This window comes from Pseudoclavibacter sp. CFCC 11306, from assembly GCF_008831235.1.
Taxonomy (GTDB): Bacteria; Actinomycetota; Actinomycetes; order Actinomycetales; family Microbacteriaceae; genus Pseudoclavibacter_A.
In genome coordinates, this window is the sequence record NZ_WBKF01000002.1 from 302,418 (window position 1) to 318,925 (window position 16,508).

General features: G+C 66.3%; 18 protein-coding genes and 1 tRNA gene. 15 read left to right on the forward strand and 4 right to left on the reverse strand.

The window, feature by feature from the left end:
• The first annotated feature begins 34 nt into the window (after positions 1-34).
• The 3 genes from F8O09_RS08225 (at position 35) to F8O09_RS08235 (ending at position 2,555) form a co-directional block, all read left to right on the forward strand.
• Positions 35-655: an FABP family protein gene (locus F8O09_RS08225; protein ID WP_158054842.1), complete on the forward strand. Its 621-nt coding sequence runs from the start codon at positions 35-37 to the stop codon at positions 653-655.
• A complete protein-coding gene (locus F8O09_RS08230) occupies positions 652-1,731 on the forward strand; it encodes a YgfZ/GcvT domain-containing protein (RefSeq protein WP_158054844.1) in 1,080 nt (359 codons plus the stop codon). The genes F8O09_RS08225 and F8O09_RS08230 overlap by 4 nt, the downstream gene beginning before the upstream one ends.
• Before the next feature lie 65 nt (positions 1,732-1,796).
• Positions 1,797-2,555 carry a phosphoglyceromutase gene (locus tag F8O09_RS08235; protein ID WP_158054846.1) on the forward strand — a complete coding sequence of 253 codons (759 nt, stop codon included), beginning with the start codon at positions 1,797-1,799 and terminating at the stop codon, positions 2,553-2,555.
• Positions 2,556-2,646: 91 nt separating this feature from the next.
• Here F8O09_RS08235 and phoU read toward each other — a convergent pair whose 3' ends face one another.
• Positions 2,647-3,321 (reverse strand): phosphate signaling complex protein PhoU, encoded by a 675-nt coding sequence (phoU, locus tag F8O09_RS08240; protein WP_158030243.1) that lies wholly within the window; start codon positions 3,319-3,321, stop codon positions 2,647-2,649.
• A gap of 166 nt (positions 3,322-3,487) precedes the next feature.
• Between phoU and F8O09_RS08245 the strand changes: the two genes are divergently transcribed.
• Positions 3,488-4,687 carry a sensor histidine kinase gene (locus tag F8O09_RS08245; RefSeq protein WP_192497625.1) on the forward strand — a complete coding sequence of 400 codons (1,200 nt, stop codon included), beginning with the start codon at positions 3,488-3,490 and terminating at the stop codon, positions 4,685-4,687.
• 91 nt (positions 4,688-4,778) lie between these two features.
• Complete coding sequence (locus F8O09_RS08250; RefSeq protein ID WP_158030241.1) at positions 4,779-5,465, forward strand: response regulator transcription factor; 687 nt, start codon at positions 4,779-4,781, stop codon at positions 5,463-5,465.
• A 30-nt stretch (positions 5,466-5,495) separates the two neighbouring features.
• On the opposite strand, the gene F8O09_RS08255 is transcribed toward F8O09_RS08250, so the two are convergent.
• On the reverse strand, positions 5,496-6,071 hold the full coding sequence (locus F8O09_RS08255) for a hypothetical protein (protein WP_158054850.1): 576 nt from the start codon (positions 6,069-6,071) through the stop codon (positions 5,496-5,498).
• A gap of 163 nt (positions 6,072-6,234) precedes the next feature.
• Here F8O09_RS08255 and F8O09_RS08260 point away from each other — a divergent pair, with 163 nt between their 5' ends.
• Genes F8O09_RS08260 through rlmB form a run of 4 tightly spaced genes read left to right on the forward strand, consistent with a single transcriptional unit; the run spans position 6,235 to position 9,683 of the window.
• Positions 6,235-6,717 (forward strand): CarD family transcriptional regulator, encoded by a 483-nt coding sequence (locus tag F8O09_RS08260; protein ID WP_158030239.1) that lies wholly within the window; start codon positions 6,235-6,237, stop codon positions 6,715-6,717.
• Positions 6,718-6,747: 30 nt separating this feature from the next.
• Positions 6,748-7,242 (forward strand): 2-C-methyl-D-erythritol 2,4-cyclodiphosphate synthase, encoded by a 495-nt coding sequence (gene ispF / locus F8O09_RS08265; RefSeq protein ID WP_158054852.1) that lies wholly within the window; start codon positions 6,748-6,750, stop codon positions 7,240-7,242.
• A gap of 39 nt (positions 7,243-7,281) precedes the next feature.
• Positions 7,282-8,697 (forward strand): cysteine--tRNA ligase, encoded by a 1,416-nt coding sequence (cysS, locus tag F8O09_RS08270; RefSeq protein WP_158054854.1) that lies wholly within the window; start codon positions 7,282-7,284, stop codon positions 8,695-8,697.
• Positions 8,697-9,683: a 23S rRNA (guanosine(2251)-2'-O)-methyltransferase RlmB gene (gene rlmB, locus F8O09_RS08275; protein WP_158054855.1), complete on the forward strand. Its 987-nt coding sequence runs from the start codon at positions 8,697-8,699 to the stop codon at positions 9,681-9,683. Before cysS ends, rlmB begins: the two co-directional genes overlap by 1 nt.
• Here the strand turns inward: rlmB and F8O09_RS08280 are convergent.
• On the reverse strand, positions 9,654-10,730 hold the full coding sequence (locus F8O09_RS08280) for an ABC transporter ATP-binding protein (RefSeq protein ID WP_158054857.1): 1,077 nt from the start codon (positions 10,728-10,730) through the stop codon (positions 9,654-9,656). The two genes, rlmB and F8O09_RS08280, sit on opposite strands and share 30 nt — an antisense overlap.
• Positions 10,731-10,891: 161 nt before the next feature.
• Here F8O09_RS08280 and F8O09_RS08285 point away from each other — a divergent pair, with 161 nt between their 5' ends.
• Both F8O09_RS08285 and F8O09_RS08290 read left to right on the forward strand, forming a co-directional pair.
• A complete protein-coding gene (locus F8O09_RS08285) occupies positions 10,892-11,794 on the forward strand; it encodes a DsbA family protein (RefSeq protein WP_192497626.1) in 903 nt (300 codons plus the stop codon).
• A gap of 80 nt (positions 11,795-11,874) precedes the next feature.
• Positions 11,875-11,947, forward strand: a tRNA-Thr gene (locus tag F8O09_RS08290).
• Positions 11,948-12,136: 189 nt separating this feature from the next.
• Here the strand turns inward: F8O09_RS08290 and msrB are convergent.
• Complete coding sequence (gene msrB / locus F8O09_RS08295) at positions 12,137-12,586, reverse strand: peptide-methionine (R)-S-oxide reductase MsrB (RefSeq protein ID WP_158054861.1); 450 nt, start codon at positions 12,584-12,586, stop codon at positions 12,137-12,139.
• An 87-nt stretch (positions 12,587-12,673) separates the two neighbouring features.
• On the opposite strand from msrB, the gene F8O09_RS08300 reads away from it, so the two are divergent.
• The 4 genes from F8O09_RS08300 (at position 12,674) to groL (ending at position 16,471) form a co-directional block, all read left to right on the forward strand.
• Positions 12,674-12,922: a DUF3263 domain-containing protein gene (locus F8O09_RS08300; RefSeq protein ID WP_158037147.1), complete on the forward strand. Its 249-nt coding sequence runs from the start codon at positions 12,674-12,676 to the stop codon at positions 12,920-12,922.
• A 14-nt stretch (positions 12,923-12,936) separates the two neighbouring features.
• Positions 12,937-13,563 (forward strand): LytR C-terminal domain-containing protein, encoded by a 627-nt coding sequence (locus F8O09_RS08305; protein ID WP_158054862.1) that lies wholly within the window; start codon positions 12,937-12,939, stop codon positions 13,561-13,563.
• A gap of 56 nt (positions 13,564-13,619) precedes the next feature.
• Entirely contained in the window at positions 13,620-14,732 is a 1,113-nt protein-coding gene (locus F8O09_RS08310) for a DUF3048 domain-containing protein (RefSeq protein ID WP_158054864.1), read from the forward strand.
• Positions 14,733-14,851: 119 nt separating this feature from the next.
• Positions 14,852-16,471: a chaperonin GroEL gene (gene groL / locus F8O09_RS08315; protein WP_158030229.1), complete on the forward strand. Its 1,620-nt coding sequence runs from the start codon at positions 14,852-14,854 to the stop codon at positions 16,469-16,471.
• Positions 16,472-16,508: the final 37 nt, after the last annotated feature.

The window sequence follows — 16,508 nt, forward strand, 5'->3', positions numbered from 1 at the left end:
TGCTGGTCAAGCTCTTCAAGGGTCAGCGCTGAGCGTGTTTGACATCCCAGAGGGGCTGCCCGCCGAGGTCAACCCGCTCAGCTGGCTGATCGGCGTGTGGGAGGGCACAGGCGTCGTCAGCTACGGGGTCGACGAAGACCACGTCGAATACGAGTTCGGGCAGCGTGTCAGCTTCACCAATGAGGGCCTGGCTGACCTGCACTACAACTCGTACTACTGGCTGCTCGACGATGAGCGCACCCCGCTGACGACAGAGACCGGTTACTGGCGCCTGGCCGCGCCCGAGCGGCCTGCCGATCACGGGCCTGCACTGCTGCCCGGGGCCGACGGTGCCGCACGCACCATCGACGACGTCGACGAGCTGCGTTCCGAGACCGGGTTTCCGCTCGAGGTGAGCGTGCTGCACCCTGACGGCATCAGCGAGCTCTATGTCGGCACCATCAACGGCCCCCGCGTGCAGATCGGGACTGATGCCGTGCTGCGCCCGGCAGAGTCGCGTCTCTATACCGCCGCCGAACGCATGTACGGCCTGGTCGACGGCCAGCTGATGTGGGCGTGGGACATCGCCGCGTTCGGCCGGCCGATGGCCTCGATGGCCTCGGGCGTGTTGGCTCGCCGCGGTGTCTCCGGCGCAGATGCGGGAGCCGCTGAGTGACCTCCCGCGCACCGCTCGAGCCCCGACAGCTCGGTGATCCCCTCGGCGAGCAGCATCGGCTGATCACGGGGCGGGCGGTGCTGAGCATCCCCACGCGTGACGTCGTTCACGTGACCGGCGCCGATCGCGAGCGCTTTCTCAACGTGCTGCTCTCTCGTGACGTCGGATCCCTGCCCGCAGGCGCCAGCGATGAGGCTCTGCTGCTCGATGCCGCCGGCCATGTGCAGTTCGCCGTCGGTGCCGTCGGCGGCGCCGATGACGACGTCTGGCTGCTGCCCGAGCGCGGTGGCGCGGAGCGCGTGGTCGAATGGGTGCACAAGATGCGCTTCATGCTGCGGGTTGACGCCGAGGATGCCACCTCGCGTTTTGCGCAGGTCGGCTGGTTCGCCGTCAACGGCCGTGACTGGCAGCCGGCGCTCGAACAGCTCGCCGACTTCGTCTGGTGCGACCCGTGGGCGCACCTGGCCGTCGGAGGCTGGCAGTACGCCGACGCTGAGACAGTCGAGTACGAGACGTGGACCTGGCGCATCGCCTTCGTCGACGGCAGCCGGCGTGCCGAGGCGAAGACGCTGCTCGACGACGCCGAAGTGCGCCGTTCCGGCGGCGACGCCTGGCAGGCGCTGCGCATCGCGGCGGCTCGCCCGCGTGAGGCCGACGAAGTCGACGACCGCACGATTCCGCATGAGCTCGACTGGCTGCGCAGCGCAGTGCATCTCGACAAAGGCTGCTATCCGGGTCAGGAGACCATCGCCAAGGTGCACAATCTGGGCCACCCGCCGCGGCGACTCGTGCTGCTGCAGCTCGACGGCAGTGACACCTGGGTCGAACACGGCGACGCCGTGCTGGCAGGAGACCAGCAGGTCGGTACCGTCACGACCGGAGGCATGCACTGGGAGATGGGGCCCGTCGCGCTCGCGGTGGTGCGACGCGGGCTCGCTCTCGACGCCGAGCTGACCGTGCAGCACGGCGACGAGACGATGGTCGCTCGGCAGGAGGCGATCGTGCCGGCGGATGCCGGGGGACTGGCCGCCTCTGCCGTACGCGATCTGCGTCGGGCGCGTCGCCGGGCGCACTGACGTACGACGTCGAGGTGAGACGTTCGAGCGGCGTCAGGAGCGGGCCGGCCGGGTAGACTTGTCGCATGACTCAAGAGACGCGCACATTGGTGCTGCTGCGCCACGGCAACAGTGAATGGAACAAGCTGAATCTCTTCTGCGGGTGGGTCGACGCCGACCTGTCCGAGAAGGGTGTCGAAGAGGGACGGCACGCAGGCGAGCTGCTCGCCGAGGCGGGTGTGCTGCCTGACGTCGTGCATACGTCTGTGCTCAAACGTGCGATCAAGACGGCGAATCTCGCGCTGGAGGCAGCGGATCGTCACTGGATCGACGTGCGCCGTTCCTGGCGTCTGAACGAGCGTCACTATGGCGCGCTGCAGGGCAAGAACAAGAGTGAGACCCTCGAGAAGTACGGCGAAGAGAAGTTCATGACCTGGCGCCGCTCGTACGACATCGCGCCTCCTGAGATCGCCGAAGACGACGAGTACGCCCAGACGAACGATCCCCGCTACGGGCTGCTCGAGCGCGTGCCGCGATCGGAGTGCCTCAAAGACGTGCTGGGCCGACTGGTGCCGTACTGGCAGGATGCCATCGTGCCCGATCTCGCAGCCGGCCGCACGGTGCTGGTCACGGCGCACGGCAATTCGCTGCGTGCGCTCGTCAAGCACCTTGATCGGGTGCCTGACGACGAGATCGCCAAGCTGAACATTCCGACGGGCATCCCTCTGGTCTATCGTCTGGACGAGGAGCTGCGCCCCCTCGTGCCGGGCGGCGAGTACCTCGACCCCGAAGCCGCCGCGGCCGGTGCCGCCGCCGTTGCCGCTCAGGGGCGCAAACAGAAGTGACCGACTGAGCCCCGTCAGAAGAGGGCCCCGACACTGCTCAGCACAGTGTCGGGGCCCTCTTCTGACATGTCGCTTGTGGGAGGGGAGGCGATCAGAGCGGGCTGCTGTCGCTCTCGTCTCCCTCGTTCGCCCAGTCGCCCGTGGCCAGGTAGATGACCATGTTGGCGATGTTGACCGCGTGGTCGGCGAAGCGCTCATGGTAGCGGCTGGCGAGGGTCACGTCGACGGTGTCGAGCGCAGCGTTCTTCCACTCGTCAGAGAGCACGGTGTCGAACACGTGCTTGTGCAGTGCGTCGACCTCGTCGTCGGCCTGACGGATCGCCTCGGCGAGCTCGAGATCCTGGGTGGCCAGGAGCTCGGGCACCTTCTTGGCGATGGCGACGTCGAGTGCGCCGAGGCGCATGAAGGTGTCGCGCAGATCGCCGGGAACGACGCGATCGGGAAAGCGGTACCGGGCCAGCTGGGCGACGTGTGCGGCGAGGTCGCCCATGCGTTCGACCGATGCGGTGATGCGCAGAGTGCTCACGATGGTGCGAAGATCTCGCGCAACCGGCTGCTGCTTGGCGAGAATCATGATCGAGAGCTCGGTGAGATCGGAGGCGAGCTCGTCGATGCGGTCGTCGTTGTCGATGACCTCTTCGGCGAGATGCACATTCGACTCGTTGAATGCGGTGACGGCCTTCTCGATGGCCTCGGAGACGAGTGTCGAGATCTCGACGAGCTTGCCCTGGACCTCTTCGAGCTCCTGCTGGAAAACGATGCGCACGGGATTCCTAACGACGTGACGGGTCAGCGATGCTGAACAACGCTGCTGATCATCTCGGAGTGAAGTGAACAACCGGTGAAGTGACGCTGAACACGAACGAACCGGCAGCTTACCATGCGACGGCCGTGACGATTCTGTGCCAACCTCCTTGCCTAGAATGGTGCCCATGGGTCTTTGGACGGTCGTTCTCGCCGCATTGGTCGGCGCGCTCGTGGCGACGACCGTCGGGCTGCTGCTCTTTCGCTCGTATCAGAAGGGCGAACGCGGTCGGTATATGGTCGCTCAGATTCTGCCCGACGGCGTCGTGCAGTCGCTGGAGGCTCTGCCCTTTCCCGCCTTCGTCGTGAACGCGTCGAACGAGGTGCTGCTGACCACTCCGTCGCTCAAGCCGTTGGGCATCGTCTCCGGCCGACGTGTGGTGCTCGACGAGATCACCCATGACATCGACCAGGTCAGAGAGACCGGCACCGCAGTGCAGCAGGAGCTCGTGCTGCGCCGCGGCCGCGGCGACCGGGCAGACAGCCACGTCACCACGCACGTCTCGGTGCTGGGCAACCGGTACATCCTCGTCGTCGTCGAAGACCGCACCCAAGAGGTGCTGGTCGAGGCCATGCGCCGCGACTTCACGACAAACGTCAGTCACGAGCTGAAGACGCCCATCGCCGCGGTGCTGCTGCTCAGCGAGGCTCTCGCCGATTCTGCGGACGACCCTGAGATGGTGAGCCGGTTCGCCCGGCAGCTGCGTTCCGAGACGCAGCGGCTGAGCGACATGGTCGGAGACATCCTCTCGCTGAGCCGCATCGAGAGCGAGCTCGACCAGCGTACGCAGTTCTCCGACGTCGATCTGGCGGCAGTGGTCGACGCGGCCATAGCCACTGCGCAGGTGACGGCACAGCGCAAAGGGGTCAGCCTCTCCGCGCGCACTGAGGGCGACCTGCGCATCGAGGGCGACGAGAAGTCCCTGGTCTCGGCGGTCGCCAATCTGCTCACGAACGCCATCGAGTACTCGCCCCAGGGCAGTGACGTCGGCGTGCTGGCCTCAGGCCGTGATGATGGCGTCTCGATCGTCGTCACCGACAAAGGCGAGGGCATCTCGAAGGCGCAGCAGGCACGCATCTTCGAACGCTTCTATCGGGTCGACCCTGCGCGGGTGCGCTCCACCGGCACAGGGGGCACCGGTCTGGGGCTCAGCATCGTCAAGCATGTCGCCCGCACCCATGGCGGCACGGTCAGCGTCTGGTCCAGGGTCGGCATCGGCTCGAGCTTCACCCTGAATCTTCCGCGCAGCGGAGACCTGACCGGGCAGGTGATCGGCACCGATCGCGAGACGCCCACAGCCGCTCCCGTGGTGGTGCGGCGGCCGTGACCTCTGACATCCGCCCCCTGTTCATCAGATGCCGGAGCCGGTTCTGGCAAGACGGCGGCCTGCTGCCGCCGCGCGACGAGAGGAAGACACGTTGACGCACCTGCTGCTAGTCGAGGACGCGCCGTCGATCAGCGAGCCCCTGACATACCTGCTGCGACGCGAGGGCTATGAGGTCACGGTCGCGCACGACGGTCTCAAGGCTCTCGAGGCCTTCGCCCAAGTCGAGCCGGACCTCATTCTGCTCGACCTCATGCTGCCGGGCATGAACGGTCTCGACGTCTGTCGGCAGATCCGTCAGACCTCGGACGTCCCCGTCATCATGCTCACCGCGAAGGACACCGAGCTCGACACGGTGCTCGGTCTGGAGGTCGGCGCAGACGACTATGTGACCAAGCCCTACTCATCTCAGGAACTGCTGGCTCGCGTGCGCGCAGTGCTGCGACGCAGCGGCGGGGCCGACGTCGGCGGCGATGAGATCACGGTCATCGAGGCCGGCGGCATTCGCATCGACCTCGATTCGCATGTGGTCAGCGTCGAGGGCGGCGAGGTCTATCTGCCGCTGAAGGAGTTCGAACTGTTGGCCTACCTCGCTGAGAACGTGGGCCGTGTGCTGACTCGAGGCCAGCTGATCGACCAGGTGTGGGGGCCCGACTACTTCGGCGACACCAAGACCTTGGACGTGCATGTCAAGCGCATCCGCTCGAAGATAGAGAAAGACCCCAAGCACCCGCAGCGTCTGGTGACAGTGCGGGGATTGGGGTACAAACTCGAGGCGTGACGTCTCGTGCGTCCGCCGGCGATCAGCCGGTCAGTGCGTTGCGTGCGACGGCGTCGCGGCTTCGCTCGGCGAGGTGGATGCCGTGGTGCCGTTCGGCGACTGCGTCTCGGATGACGAGGTCGCAGCAGGCGAGCTGGGCTCGCTGCTCGGCACCAGCGACGAGTACTCCTTGAGGTGCCCGGCGATGACCGGGATGGTCTTCTGGTCTTCGGTCTGGCCGTCAGCGGTCGCCTTCGCGCGCAGCGTGGCGCCGGGCTTGGCGCCGAGATCGGTGAGCACGTGCTCGTTCTCGGTGGTCTCGAGATCGATCGGCTGGTTCGGCTCGACGTTCCAGCTGATCGGCTGCTGTCCTTCGATGGTCAGCGTGACGTTGGTCGCTTTGGTTCCGGAGGTGGCCACCTGGCCGATGAGTCGGGCCTGGCTGCCTTCGTCATCGGAGATCAGAGCGATGTTGCTCAGGGTGACGTCACCGACGCCGATCACGATGCCGTCAGAGGCGTTGTAGGTGCGCTCGGTCGCGACTGGCGTCGCGTACGAGCAGCCGGCCGCTCCGACCGAGACCAGCGCGACGAAGAGGGCGGCCAAAGATGCTCTGCGAATGCTCACGTTTCCTCCGCGGTAGTGCCCGCCCACGGCCGCGGGCGGTGAAATACTAGACGTACTCGGTCAGTCTACCGCGAATTCTGTGCGTCTCTCATCACTCTGGGCGGGCACGGCGGAACGGACATATGAATATGGTATCCTTGCGGCCTACGGAGGGCGTTGTTCAATGCGTTTTGAAGTCGGCGAAGTCGTCGTTTACCCCCATCACGGGGCAGCCAAGATCACTGAGGTCAAGAAGCGTGCCGTGCGTGGCGAAGAGAAGCTCTATCTCACGCTCGAGGTCGCACAGGGAGACCTGACGATTCAGGTTCCTGCAGACAGCGTCGAAGAGGTCGGCGTTCGTGACGTGATCGACAAGAAGGGCCTCGAGACCGTCTTCGCCGTGCTCCGCGAACCCTTCACCGAAGAGCCCACCAACTGGTCGCGTCGGTACAAGGCCAATGTCGAGAAGCTTGCCTCCGGCGACGTCATCAAGGTCAGCGAAGTCGTGCGCGACCTGTGGCGCCGCGACCAGGATCGCGGCCTGTCGGCGGGTGAGAAGCGCATGCTCGTCAAAGCCCGTCAGATTCTCATCTCAGAGCTCGCCCTGGCCGAGAAGACCGACGAAGACAGCGCCGGCGAGATGCTCGACAAAGTTCTGGCCTCCTGAGGCACACTCTCCGCTTCTGAAGCCTCCTCGATGACCACTCCGCCCGAGGTTCCGTCTTCCGCGACGCGAACCGGCATCGCCAGCGATGTCCATGCGTTCGGCGACTCCGGCATCCTGCGCCTCGCGGCTCTCGACTGGGTCGACACCCCGGCGCTCACCGGGCACAGCGACGGCGACGCGGTCGTGCACGCCATCTGCGACGCGCTGCTCTCGGCGGCGGGCCTGGGCGATATGGGTGAGCACTTCGGCACCGATCGGCTCGAGTATGCAGGTGCCCGCAGCGAGGTCTTTCTGCACGAGACGCTGCAGCTGGTCGCGCAGGACGGCTGGAGGGTCGAACACGTCGCCGTGCAGGTGATGACTCAGCGGCCACGGATCTCGCCCCGCCGGCGTGAGGCCGAGCAGCGTCTCACCGAGCTGGTCAGGGCCCCGGTGTCGTTCGCGGCGACGACCGCAGACCGGCTCGGAGTCATCGGCTCAGGTGCCGGTCTGCTGGCCCAGGCGGTCGCGACGCTGCGACGATGACCTGGTCTTCGATCTGAGCCTTCGACGTAGACTTGCCCTGTGACGATTCACCTTTTTGACACCAAGAGCCGTGCCCTGCGCGAGCTGCGGCCGGTGCACCCCGGTCAGGTCGGCATCTACGTCTGCGGCCCCACGGTGCAGTCTGCGCCGCACATCGGGCACCTGCGATCGGCGCTGATCTACGACATCATGCGGCGGTGGGCCACGGCACGCGGGCTCGAGGTCACACTGATTCGCAACGTCACCGACATCGACGACAAGATCCTCTCGGGCGCCGAGCAGACCGGCGAACCCTGGTGGGCGCTGGCCTATCGGGTCGAGCGGCTGTTCAACGACGCCTATGACCGGCTGCGCGTGCAGCCGCCGACGTACGAGCCGCGTGCCACGGCGAACATCCAGCGCATGCAGCAGATCATCGCACGGCTGATCGAGCGCGGTCATGCCTATGCGGCCGAAGACGGCAGCGGCGATGTGTACTTCGACACGAAGTCCTGGCCGGCCTACGGCGAGCTCACCCACCAACGCCTCGAAGACATGGCCGACGCGGCAGATGCAGATCCGCGGGGCAAACGCGACCCCAGAGACTTCGCGCTGTGGAAGGGGCACAAGGCCGGTGAGCCCGAGACCGCTGCGTGGGATTCCCCGTGGGGACGCGGTCGTCCTGGCTGGCATATTGAGTGCTCGGCGATGTCGACCCAGTACCTGGGCGAGACCTTCGACATCCACGGCGGCGGGCTCGACCTGCGCTTCCCCCATCACGAGAACGAGCTGGCCCAGTCGACCGCCGCCGGCTTCGAGTTCGCCCGCATCTGGGTGCACAACGGTCTGGTCGCCGTCGGCGACCAGAAGATGAGCAAGTCGCTCGGCAACTCGGTCTTCGCAGCCGATCTGCTCGATGCGGCCCCGGCGCAGGCCGTGCGATACTTTCTCAGCTCTGCGCACTACCGCTCGACGCTCGAGTACTCGCCGAGTGCCCTTGACGAGGCAGCTGCTGCTGTCGGACGCATCAACGGGTTCGTGCAGCGTCTGCATGAGACCGTCGAGGGCGTGGACGACGGCGCAGACGCCTGGGCGGCACTGCCGACGGCGTTCGTCGAGGCGATGGACGATGACCTCGGTGTGCCGCAGGGGCTCGCCGTGCTGCACGAACAGGTGCGCCGCGGCAACGCAGCTCTGGCTGACGGCGATGCGGCGACGGCGCTGCAGGCCGGCGCCGCAGTCGAAGCCATGCTGTGGGTTCTGGGGCTGCACCCCGACGACTTCGCCGCTGAGACCGGAGGTGACGACGCGGCCGAACGCGTGCTCGACCAACTGGTGGCCGAGCGCCTCAAGGCGCGTGCGACGGCACGGAATGAACGGGACTTCTCGGCTGCGGATCGCATCCGTGACGAGCTGATCGCAGCCGGGCTGCAGATCGAAGACACCCCCAACGGGGCGAAATGGAGTGTGGAGTGATGGCAGAACGTCGTCGCGCGGGAGCCGTGCGCAAACACAAGAAGGGCGCGCAGGCCGGCTCGGGCGGTCAGGGGCGCAAGAAGCTCGAGGGTCGTGGGCCGACGCCGAAGGCCGAGGACCGGCCGTACCACCCCAAAGCCAAGGCGAAGGCCCGAGCCGAGCGGTCCGCCTCCGGCGCACAGCCCTACCGCGGCCATCAGAGCAGTCGCACCGGTCGACCGACGGTGCACAAGCAGCGCGACACCGAACTGATCGGCGGCCGCAACTCGGTCGTCGAGGCCCTGGTCGCCAAAGTGCCCGCCACCGCCCTCTACGTGGCCGAGCACATCGACGCGGACGACCGCGTTCGCGACGCGCTCGCTCGCGCGACCGGGCGCGGCATCCCCGTGACGACCGTCACCCGAGACGAACTCGACCGCTTGGTCGGCGAGGGTGCAGTGCATCAGGGCATCGCACTGCAGGTGCCGCCCTACCGGTATGCGAAGCTCGACGACCTGCTCTCGCAGGCCAGCGACCATGCGCCCCTCATCGTCGCGCTCGACGGGGTGACCGATCCGAGGAATCTCGGTGCGATCATCCGTTCGGTCGCAGCCTTCGGGGCTGACGGCGTCATCATCCCGGAGCGCCGCAGCGCCGGCGTGACGGCATCGGCATGGAAGACCTCGGCGGGTGCCGCGCTGCGAACGCACGTGGCGATGGTGCCCAACCTCACTCAGACGCTGCGCCAGCTCAAGAAAGACGGCCTGTTCGTCGTCGGTCTCGACGGTGGCGGAGACGTGTCGCTGCCCGAGCTCAACCTCGCCACCGATCCGTTGGTGATCGTCGTGGGGTCGGAGGGCAAGGGGCTGTCACGCCTGGTGCGCGAGACGTGCGACGAGATCGTGTCGATTCCGATCACGAGCGGCGTCGAGAGCCTGAACGCAGGCATCGCCGCCGCGGTTGCGATGTATGCGGTCTCAACCGCGCGCAGCGGGAGCGGCGAGTAGTCGTCCGCTGTCGGCGTGGAACACCCATGCGAGTTCGACGGCGACGGCCAGACGCACGCGGTCACCGGGCTGCAGCCTGACGCCGTCGGTGCGCATCTGACACTCGCTGCGGTCGCGGTCGGCCAGGCGCAGGGTGAGTGTGCGCCCGCCGTCGGGCCCCGGTGCGATGTGTTCGACCGTGCCGCCGAGGTCTTCGCGCTGATCGCTGAGGGTCATGTGTCGCGAGGCGATCGCGAGCACCACCGGGCCGTGTGCTCCCGGGACGATGCGGCACTGATCGCCGATGCAGATCGTGCCGTCTTCGGCGGAGGCCGTCCAGCAGGTGAGCGGCTCGTCGATGACGGTCTGGGCGACGGTGAGATCCTCTGGACGGCTGCGCAGATGCGCGAGCGAACCGATCTGGTGCAGCCGGCCGCCGTCGAGCACGGCGATGGGCTCGTCGAGCAACGCCGCCTCTGAGAGATCTCTGGTTGCGTAGAGCGTGGTGACGCCGAGTCGTGCAGCCAGAGTGCGGATGCTGCTGAGCAGTGGATGGCGCACATCGGCGGGCAGGCTGGTGAAGGGCTCGTCGAGCAGCAGCAGATCGGGGATGCGAGCGAGCGCCCGCCCCACGGCGACGCGCTGGCGCTCGCGGCCGGAGAGCTCGTGCGGTGCCGAACTCAGCAGATCGTCGAGATCGAGGCCGTCGGCGACCACGCTGACGCGGCGATCGCGCTCGGTCTGGTCGACGCCGGCGACTTTCAGCGCGAACGCGATGTTGTCGCGCACTGACATCTGCGGGTACAGCGCGTAGTTCTGAAACACCATGGCGACGTTGCGATGCTTCGGGGGCAGGCGTGTGACCTCACGCCCGTCGATGCGCACCGCGCCCGAGGCGGTCTCTTCGAGGCCGGCGATCATGCGCAGCAGTGTCGACTTGCCTGAGCCGCTCTGGCCCAAGAGAGTGAGAAAGGCTCCGTCGTCGACCGACAGCGACACGTCGCGCACCGCGGGCTCGGCCGCGCCCGGATAGACGCAGGAGGCGCGTTCCAAGACCAGAGAGGGCATAGTCTCATTATGCGCGATTCTCGGGGACGCCAGGCAGTGGGTGACACGGTATCCTCGGTGAGAGCTGTGAGACCACGCGATCCGGCCTGCTGTGTGGCATGCTGGTATGCGCAATCCATTGTAGATGCAACTTATTTGGCCGAATCGACCAGAGGGAGATCATGGCAGGCAGCACATCAGGCGGCAGTTCGCAGAGCCGCCCGACAAAGAACCAGCGTCGTGAGGCGGCGCGTGAGAAAGCCCGCCAGTTTCGTGAGCAGCAGGAACGGCAGCGCAAGCGCAAGCGCCTGCTCATTCAGATCGGCGTGATCGTCGCTGTGGTCGCTGTGGTTCTCGGCGGCTGGCTCATCATTCAGAGCGTGCAGAAGCACGAGCAGGCAGCGGCTTCGGTCATGCCGGCGAATATGCCCAACGACGGTGTGGTGATCTCTGAAGGTCTTGCGGTGCAGAAAGCCGAGCCGCGTGCCGCCGACGTGCAGCCGGAACGTCAGACCTCGCCAGACGGGCGTCTCGTCGTAGAGATCTACGCCGATTTCATGTGCCCGATCTGCGGCCAGTTCGAGCAGACGTACGGGCAGATGCTCAGCGAACAGGCTCAGGCGGGCAACATCGACCTGGTCATCCACCCGGTGTCGATTCTGGATCAGGCCTCTCAGGGCACCAAGTACTCGACGCGGTCTGCCGCAGCCGCAGCCTCGGTCGCGACGTATGCGCCCGACAGCTTTCTGAACTACTTCACCACGCTGCTGCAGCCCGGCGTGCAGGCGAACGAGAGCACGAGCGGGCTGAGTGATGACCGGCTCGTCGAGCTGGCTCGCCAGGTGATCGGCGACGATCACCCCGAGCAGCAGGATCAGGTCGAGAAGTCGATTCGTGACGGCGAGTTCAAGAAGTGGGTCAAACGGTCGACGGACGCGGCGAATCTCACTGGCACGCCCACGGTCTACATCGATGGACAGTCGGTTGACGACCTCAGCAAAGTCAGTGACACCCTGCAGCAGAAGCTCAAAGATCGTGGCATCGACATGACGCAGACCGGTGTCGGCGCCTCTGACGGTCAGTGAGCGCCAGGCTGATCTGAGCGCGATCGTGCGGACGGCCCGAATCACCCGCTAAGATGGGTTCGGCCGTTCGCGCGGCCGATGCCGACTTAGCTCATCTGGTAGAGCACCTGTCTTGTAAACAGGAGGTGGCGGGTTCGAGCCCCGCAGTCGGCTCAAGTGAAACAGCCCGGAATCACGGGCGAGTAGAGGCCTCGACCATCACGGTCGGGGCCTCTTCTGCGCCGTCGGCTGGATCTCTGATGTCGTTGTGATGTCAGTCCTGCATGTCAGCAGTGCCGGTGGCACGGCTGAGAACAGAGCTACCGACACCCAGACCGGCGGCTTCGGGCCCGAAGAACCCGATCAGGCCTCAGAGTCCGCTTCGAACGTGAGCGCCACCGAGTTCATGCAGTAGCGCTGTCCCGTCGGCGTCTGGGGAGCGTCCTCGAACACATGCCCCAAGTGCGAGCCGCACTTCGCGCAGCGCACCTCGGTGCGCACCATGCCGTGTGAGTCGTCTCTGACCAGCGTCACGGCTTCGGTGTCGCGCGGATCGTAGAAGCTGGGCCATCCGCAGCCTGACTCGAACTTCGTCGTCGAGGTGAAGAGCTCGGCGCCGCAGGCTCGGCAGCGGTAGACCCCGACGCGATGCTCGTCGAGCAGCTCGCCCGTCCACGGGCGCTCGGTGGCCGCTTCGCGCAGCACCGCGTACTCGATGGGGTCGAGCCGCTGTCGCCATTGCGGCTCGGTGACCGTCGCCGGGTCAGAGACCGTGTCTGCATCGTGCGCGGGTGAATTGTGCTGATCTGTCATTGGATTGACCTCCGTGCCTCACCGCAGTCTGCGCAACGGCGAATCGTGCCTGAACGCCCCCACACTCATAGCGTAGACTCCCATACCATGTGCACGGGCGGGCTCACATCACTGCAGCGTGACGTGCTGCGCTGCGAGATGGAGCTGCAGAATCTGCGACAGGGGCGCAGCCGGGCGATTCGCGACAGACTCGGCCTCAGCGCCGTACGCTACGAGCAGATTCTGCGATCACTGGTCGGCGTGCCTGCCGCGGTGGCGTTCGCCCCCGACGTCATGCATCGCGTCGAGCGTCGACTGCACCGTCAGGAGCCTCGCGACCCACGTGCGCAGAAGTGAGAGAGAATTGAGACATGGCTGAGAAGTTCCCGAAAGACGAGTTCGACGACCTGCCCGTATCACGCAAGGTCGGCGCGCATCGTGCGGTCGAACGCGGCTGGCGCACGCTGCGCATCGTGATCGGCGCGCTGGTCGCCACGGCCCTCCTGGTCGGCATCGTCTACGGAGTCATGCAGATCACTCGCAGTCAGAGCGTCTTCGATGACTACTCGGCCGCACCGCAGCAGAGCGAGAGCTCTGAGCCGGCGGAGTCTGAGAGCGCGTCGGCTGAACCTGCCGAACCGTCTGAGGAGCCCAGCGAGCCGGCTCCGTCGCCCAGTCCGTCGGCCCCGACCGTCAACCCGCACTCGCTCCAGGTCACTGTCTTCAACGCACAGGGAGCCAACGCGCAGAGCGGCCTGGCCGCACGCACCGGTGCGAAGCTCACGGCGAACGGCTGGAAGGTCGGGCAGGTGACCAACGCTCCTGCCAGCTTTGGCACACACCGCACCACGGTCGTGTACTACACCGATGAGCGCTACGCAGACGCCGCCAAGCAGCTCAGCAGCGATCTGCAGCTCTCCAGCTCGCCGCAGCTCAACCAGACGCTGTCAGTGCCGCTCACAGTGGCGATCGGCAGCGACTATTCGACTCGCCGCTGACCGTTCGGCCGCCCTGCACCGGCCACGTCGCCGAACCGCACCACGAAGGAGACCCCATGAACAGCATCCGCACACGAACCGCTCGTCGAGGCACGGCGGTGATCGGTGGTCTGCTGGCCCTAGGGCTGGGGGCTGCGGGGCTCGCCGGCTGCGCGAAGCACGAGCCGGAGCCAGATCCGGTCTCAGAGTCGCCGAGCCCGTCGGCCCCGGCTCTGGCCCCGCTCACCGGCGAAGAGATGCCCGGCGTCGACCTGAACCATGCCGCGGTCACCGTGAAAGTGCCGAACGCGAACGACGGCGCCCGCCCGCAGGTCAACCTCAACTCGGCCGACCTCGTCTACGAAGAGCAGGTCGAAGGCGGCATCACTCGGTATGTGGCCGTCTACCACTCGCAGCTGCCGAGTCTCGTGGGGCCGGTGCGTTCGGCCCGTCCCACCGACACCAGTCTCGTGTCACCCATCGGTGGAGCTTTCGTCTACTCGGGGTCGCACAGCGCTTTCGACGACGTGCTCGGATCGATGGCGGCCACCCGAATCGACGAGAGCCATGGCGATGTGCTCACGCGTGACGACAGCTGGGGTCGAGGTGCTCCGAACAACCTGTTCGCGCATCCGCAGGCTGCACTCGATGCGCTCGACGACGGAGCCCGGACGACGCAGCCGGCCACCCAGTTCGCCTATGCGGCGAAAGACCAGCCCGCGTCGGCCGCGCAGAGCGGCGACGCGCTGACGGGGCTGTCGGTCTCGGTCGGGGCGGATGCCCCGCGTCGTTGGACGTGGGATGCTGCTCAGAACCGGTGGGTGCGTTCGACGGCCAACGGCCAGGTCGACAGCACGCTGCAGGGCGAGTCTGCCAGCGCTGCCCAGTCGCAGCAGATCGCAGCAGACAACGTCGTGGTCATCAGATCGGTGCTCGGAAAGCCCTACGATCTGGGGTCGAAAGGCCTCTCGCCGCGCTACCAGCTCGACGGTGCCAGTGGGCAGGGGTACGTGCTCTCGAGCGGTCGTGTGCTCGACGTCTCGTGGAGCAAGGCCGACGCCGCGTCGCCATTCGTGCTGACCACGACCGACGGTGCCGGCGAGGTTCGCCTGCAGCCTGGATCGAGCTGGATAGAGCTGGTGCCCGACGGCAGCGGACAGGCCACGCCGGAGGGGCGGACCGCCGCCTGACGAACTTCGTCGTGTGACTTGCACTCTCATGGTGCGAGTGCTAATCATGTATTGGCACTCGTGAATGCCGAGTGCTAACGAAGCTGACACTTCCGAGAGTCCAGAAGGGACGATTTCACATGGCTAAGATCATTGCCTTTGAAGAGGAGGCCCGTCGTGGCCTCGAGCGCGGTCTGAACACCCTGGCAGACACGGTGAAAGTGACGCTGGGCCCGCGCGGTCGCAACGTCGTGCTCGAGAAGAAGTGGGGCGCCCCCACGATCACGAACGACGGTGTGTCTATCGCCAAAGAGATCGAGCTCGAAGATCCGTACGAGAAGATCGGCGCCGAGCTGGTCAAAGAGGTCGCGAAGAAGACCGATGACGTCGCTGGTGACGGCACCACGACCGCAACCGTGCTGGCACAGTCGCTGGTCAAAGAGGGCCTGCGCAACGTGGCCGCCGGAGCCGATCCGGTGGGGCTGCGTCGCGGCATCGACAAGGCGACCGCTGCAGTCGTGAAGCAGCTGCTCGAGACCGCCAAAGAGGTCGAGACCGAGGAAGAGACCGCTGCGACCGCATCGATCTCAGCCGGCGACCCCGAGATCGGCAAGATCATCGCCAAGGCGATTCACACGGTCTCGAAAGAGGGCGTCGTCACCGTCGAGGAGTCGAACACCTTCGGCATCGATCTTGAGATCACCGAGGGTCTGCGCTTCGACAAGGGCGTGCTCTCGCAGTACTTCATCACCGATCCGGAGCGTCAGGAGGCCGTGCTCGACGACCCCTACATCCTGATCGTCAACGGCAAGATCTCGGCGATCAACGACCTCGTTCCCGTGCTGAACAAGGTGCGCGAGGCAGGCAAGGAACTGCTGATCATCGCTGAGGACGTCGACGGCGAAGCGCTGGCCACTCTCGTGGTCAACAAGATCCGCGGCATCTTCAAGTCAGTGGCCGTGAAGGCTCCGGGCTTCGGCGACCGTCGCAAGGCTATGCTGCAGGACATCGCCATCCTGACCGGCGGCCAGGTCATCGCTGAAGAGGTCGGCCTCAAGCTCGAGAACACCGACCTCAGCCTGCTGGGCCGTGCCCGCAAGGTCGTCGTGACCAAAGACGAGACCACCATCGTCGAAGGTGCTGGAGACAAGGCTCAGATCGACGGCCGTGCCGCGCAGATCCGTGCTGAGATCGAGAAGACCGACTCGGACTACGACCGCGAGAAGCTGCAGGAGCGTCTGGCGAAGATCTCGGGCGGCGTCGCCGTCATCAAGGTCGGCGCTGCGACCGAGCCCGAGCTCAAGGAGCGCAAGGCTCGTATCGAAGACGCCGTGCGCAACGCCAAGGCAGCGGCCGAGGAGGGCATCGTCGCCGGCGGCGGCGTGGCGCTGATCCAGGCCTCGCACGTCATCGACACCCTCGACCTCGAGGGCGACGAGGCAACCGGTGCACAGATCGTGCGCAAGGGTGTCACCGCACCGCTGAAGCAGATCGCGCTGAACGCAGGGCTCGAGCCCGGCGTCGTCGCCGAGAAGGTCTCGACCCTGAAGCCCGGCGAGGGCCTCAACGCCGCGACCGGCGAGTACGTGAACCTGCTTGAGGCCGGCATCGCCGACCCGGTCAAGGTCACCCGCTCGGCTCTGCAGAACGCCGCGTCGATCGCCGGTCTGTTCCTGACCACCGAGGCCGTCGTCGCCGAGAAGCCGGAGAAGGCTGCTCCGGCTGCTCCGGCTGACCCGTCTGCAGGAATGGACTTCTGATCAGCTGACGTGTTCGGCTGATTGATCCAGTCTCAGA

Excerpts from the sequence above, each read along its gene's own strand:
- F8O09_RS08235 (WP_158054846.1), top strand. The coding sequence starts at position 1,797 with ATGACTCAAGAGACGCGCACATTGGTGCTGCTGCGCCACGGCAACAGT.
- F8O09_RS08245 (WP_192497625.1), top strand. The coding sequence starts at position 3,488 with ATGGGTCTTTGGACGGTCGTTCTCGCCGCATTGGTCGGCGCGCTCGTG.
- F8O09_RS08260 (WP_158030239.1), top strand. The coding sequence starts at position 6,235 with ATGCGTTTTGAAGTCGGCGAAGTCGTCGTTTACCCCCATCACGGGGCA.
- ispF (WP_158054852.1), top strand. The coding sequence starts at position 6,748 with ATGACCACTCCGCCCGAGGTTCCGTCTTCCGCGACGCGAACCGGCATC.
- rlmB (WP_158054855.1), top strand. The coding sequence starts at position 8,697 with ATGGCAGAACGTCGTCGCGCGGGAGCCGTGCGCAAACACAAGAAGGGC.
- F8O09_RS08280 (WP_158054857.1), bottom strand. The coding sequence starts at position 10,730 with ATGCCCTCTCTGGTCTTGGAACGCGCCTCCTGCGTCTATCCGGGCGCG.
- F8O09_RS08285 (WP_192497626.1), top strand. The coding sequence starts at position 10,892 with ATGGCAGGCAGCACATCAGGCGGCAGTTCGCAGAGCCGCCCGACAAAG.
- msrB (WP_158054861.1), bottom strand. The coding sequence starts at position 12,586 with ATGACAGATCAGCACAATTCACCCGCGCACGATGCAGACACGGTCTCT.
- F8O09_RS08300 (WP_158037147.1), top strand. The coding sequence starts at position 12,674 with ATGTGCACGGGCGGGCTCACATCACTGCAGCGTGACGTGCTGCGCTGC.
- F8O09_RS08305 (WP_158054862.1), top strand. The coding sequence starts at position 12,937 with ATGGCTGAGAAGTTCCCGAAAGACGAGTTCGACGACCTGCCCGTATCA.
- F8O09_RS08310 (WP_158054864.1), top strand. The coding sequence starts at position 13,620 with ATGAACAGCATCCGCACACGAACCGCTCGTCGAGGCACGGCGGTGATC.
- groL (WP_158030229.1), top strand. The coding sequence starts at position 14,852 with ATGGCTAAGATCATTGCCTTTGAAGAGGAGGCCCGTCGTGGCCTCGAG.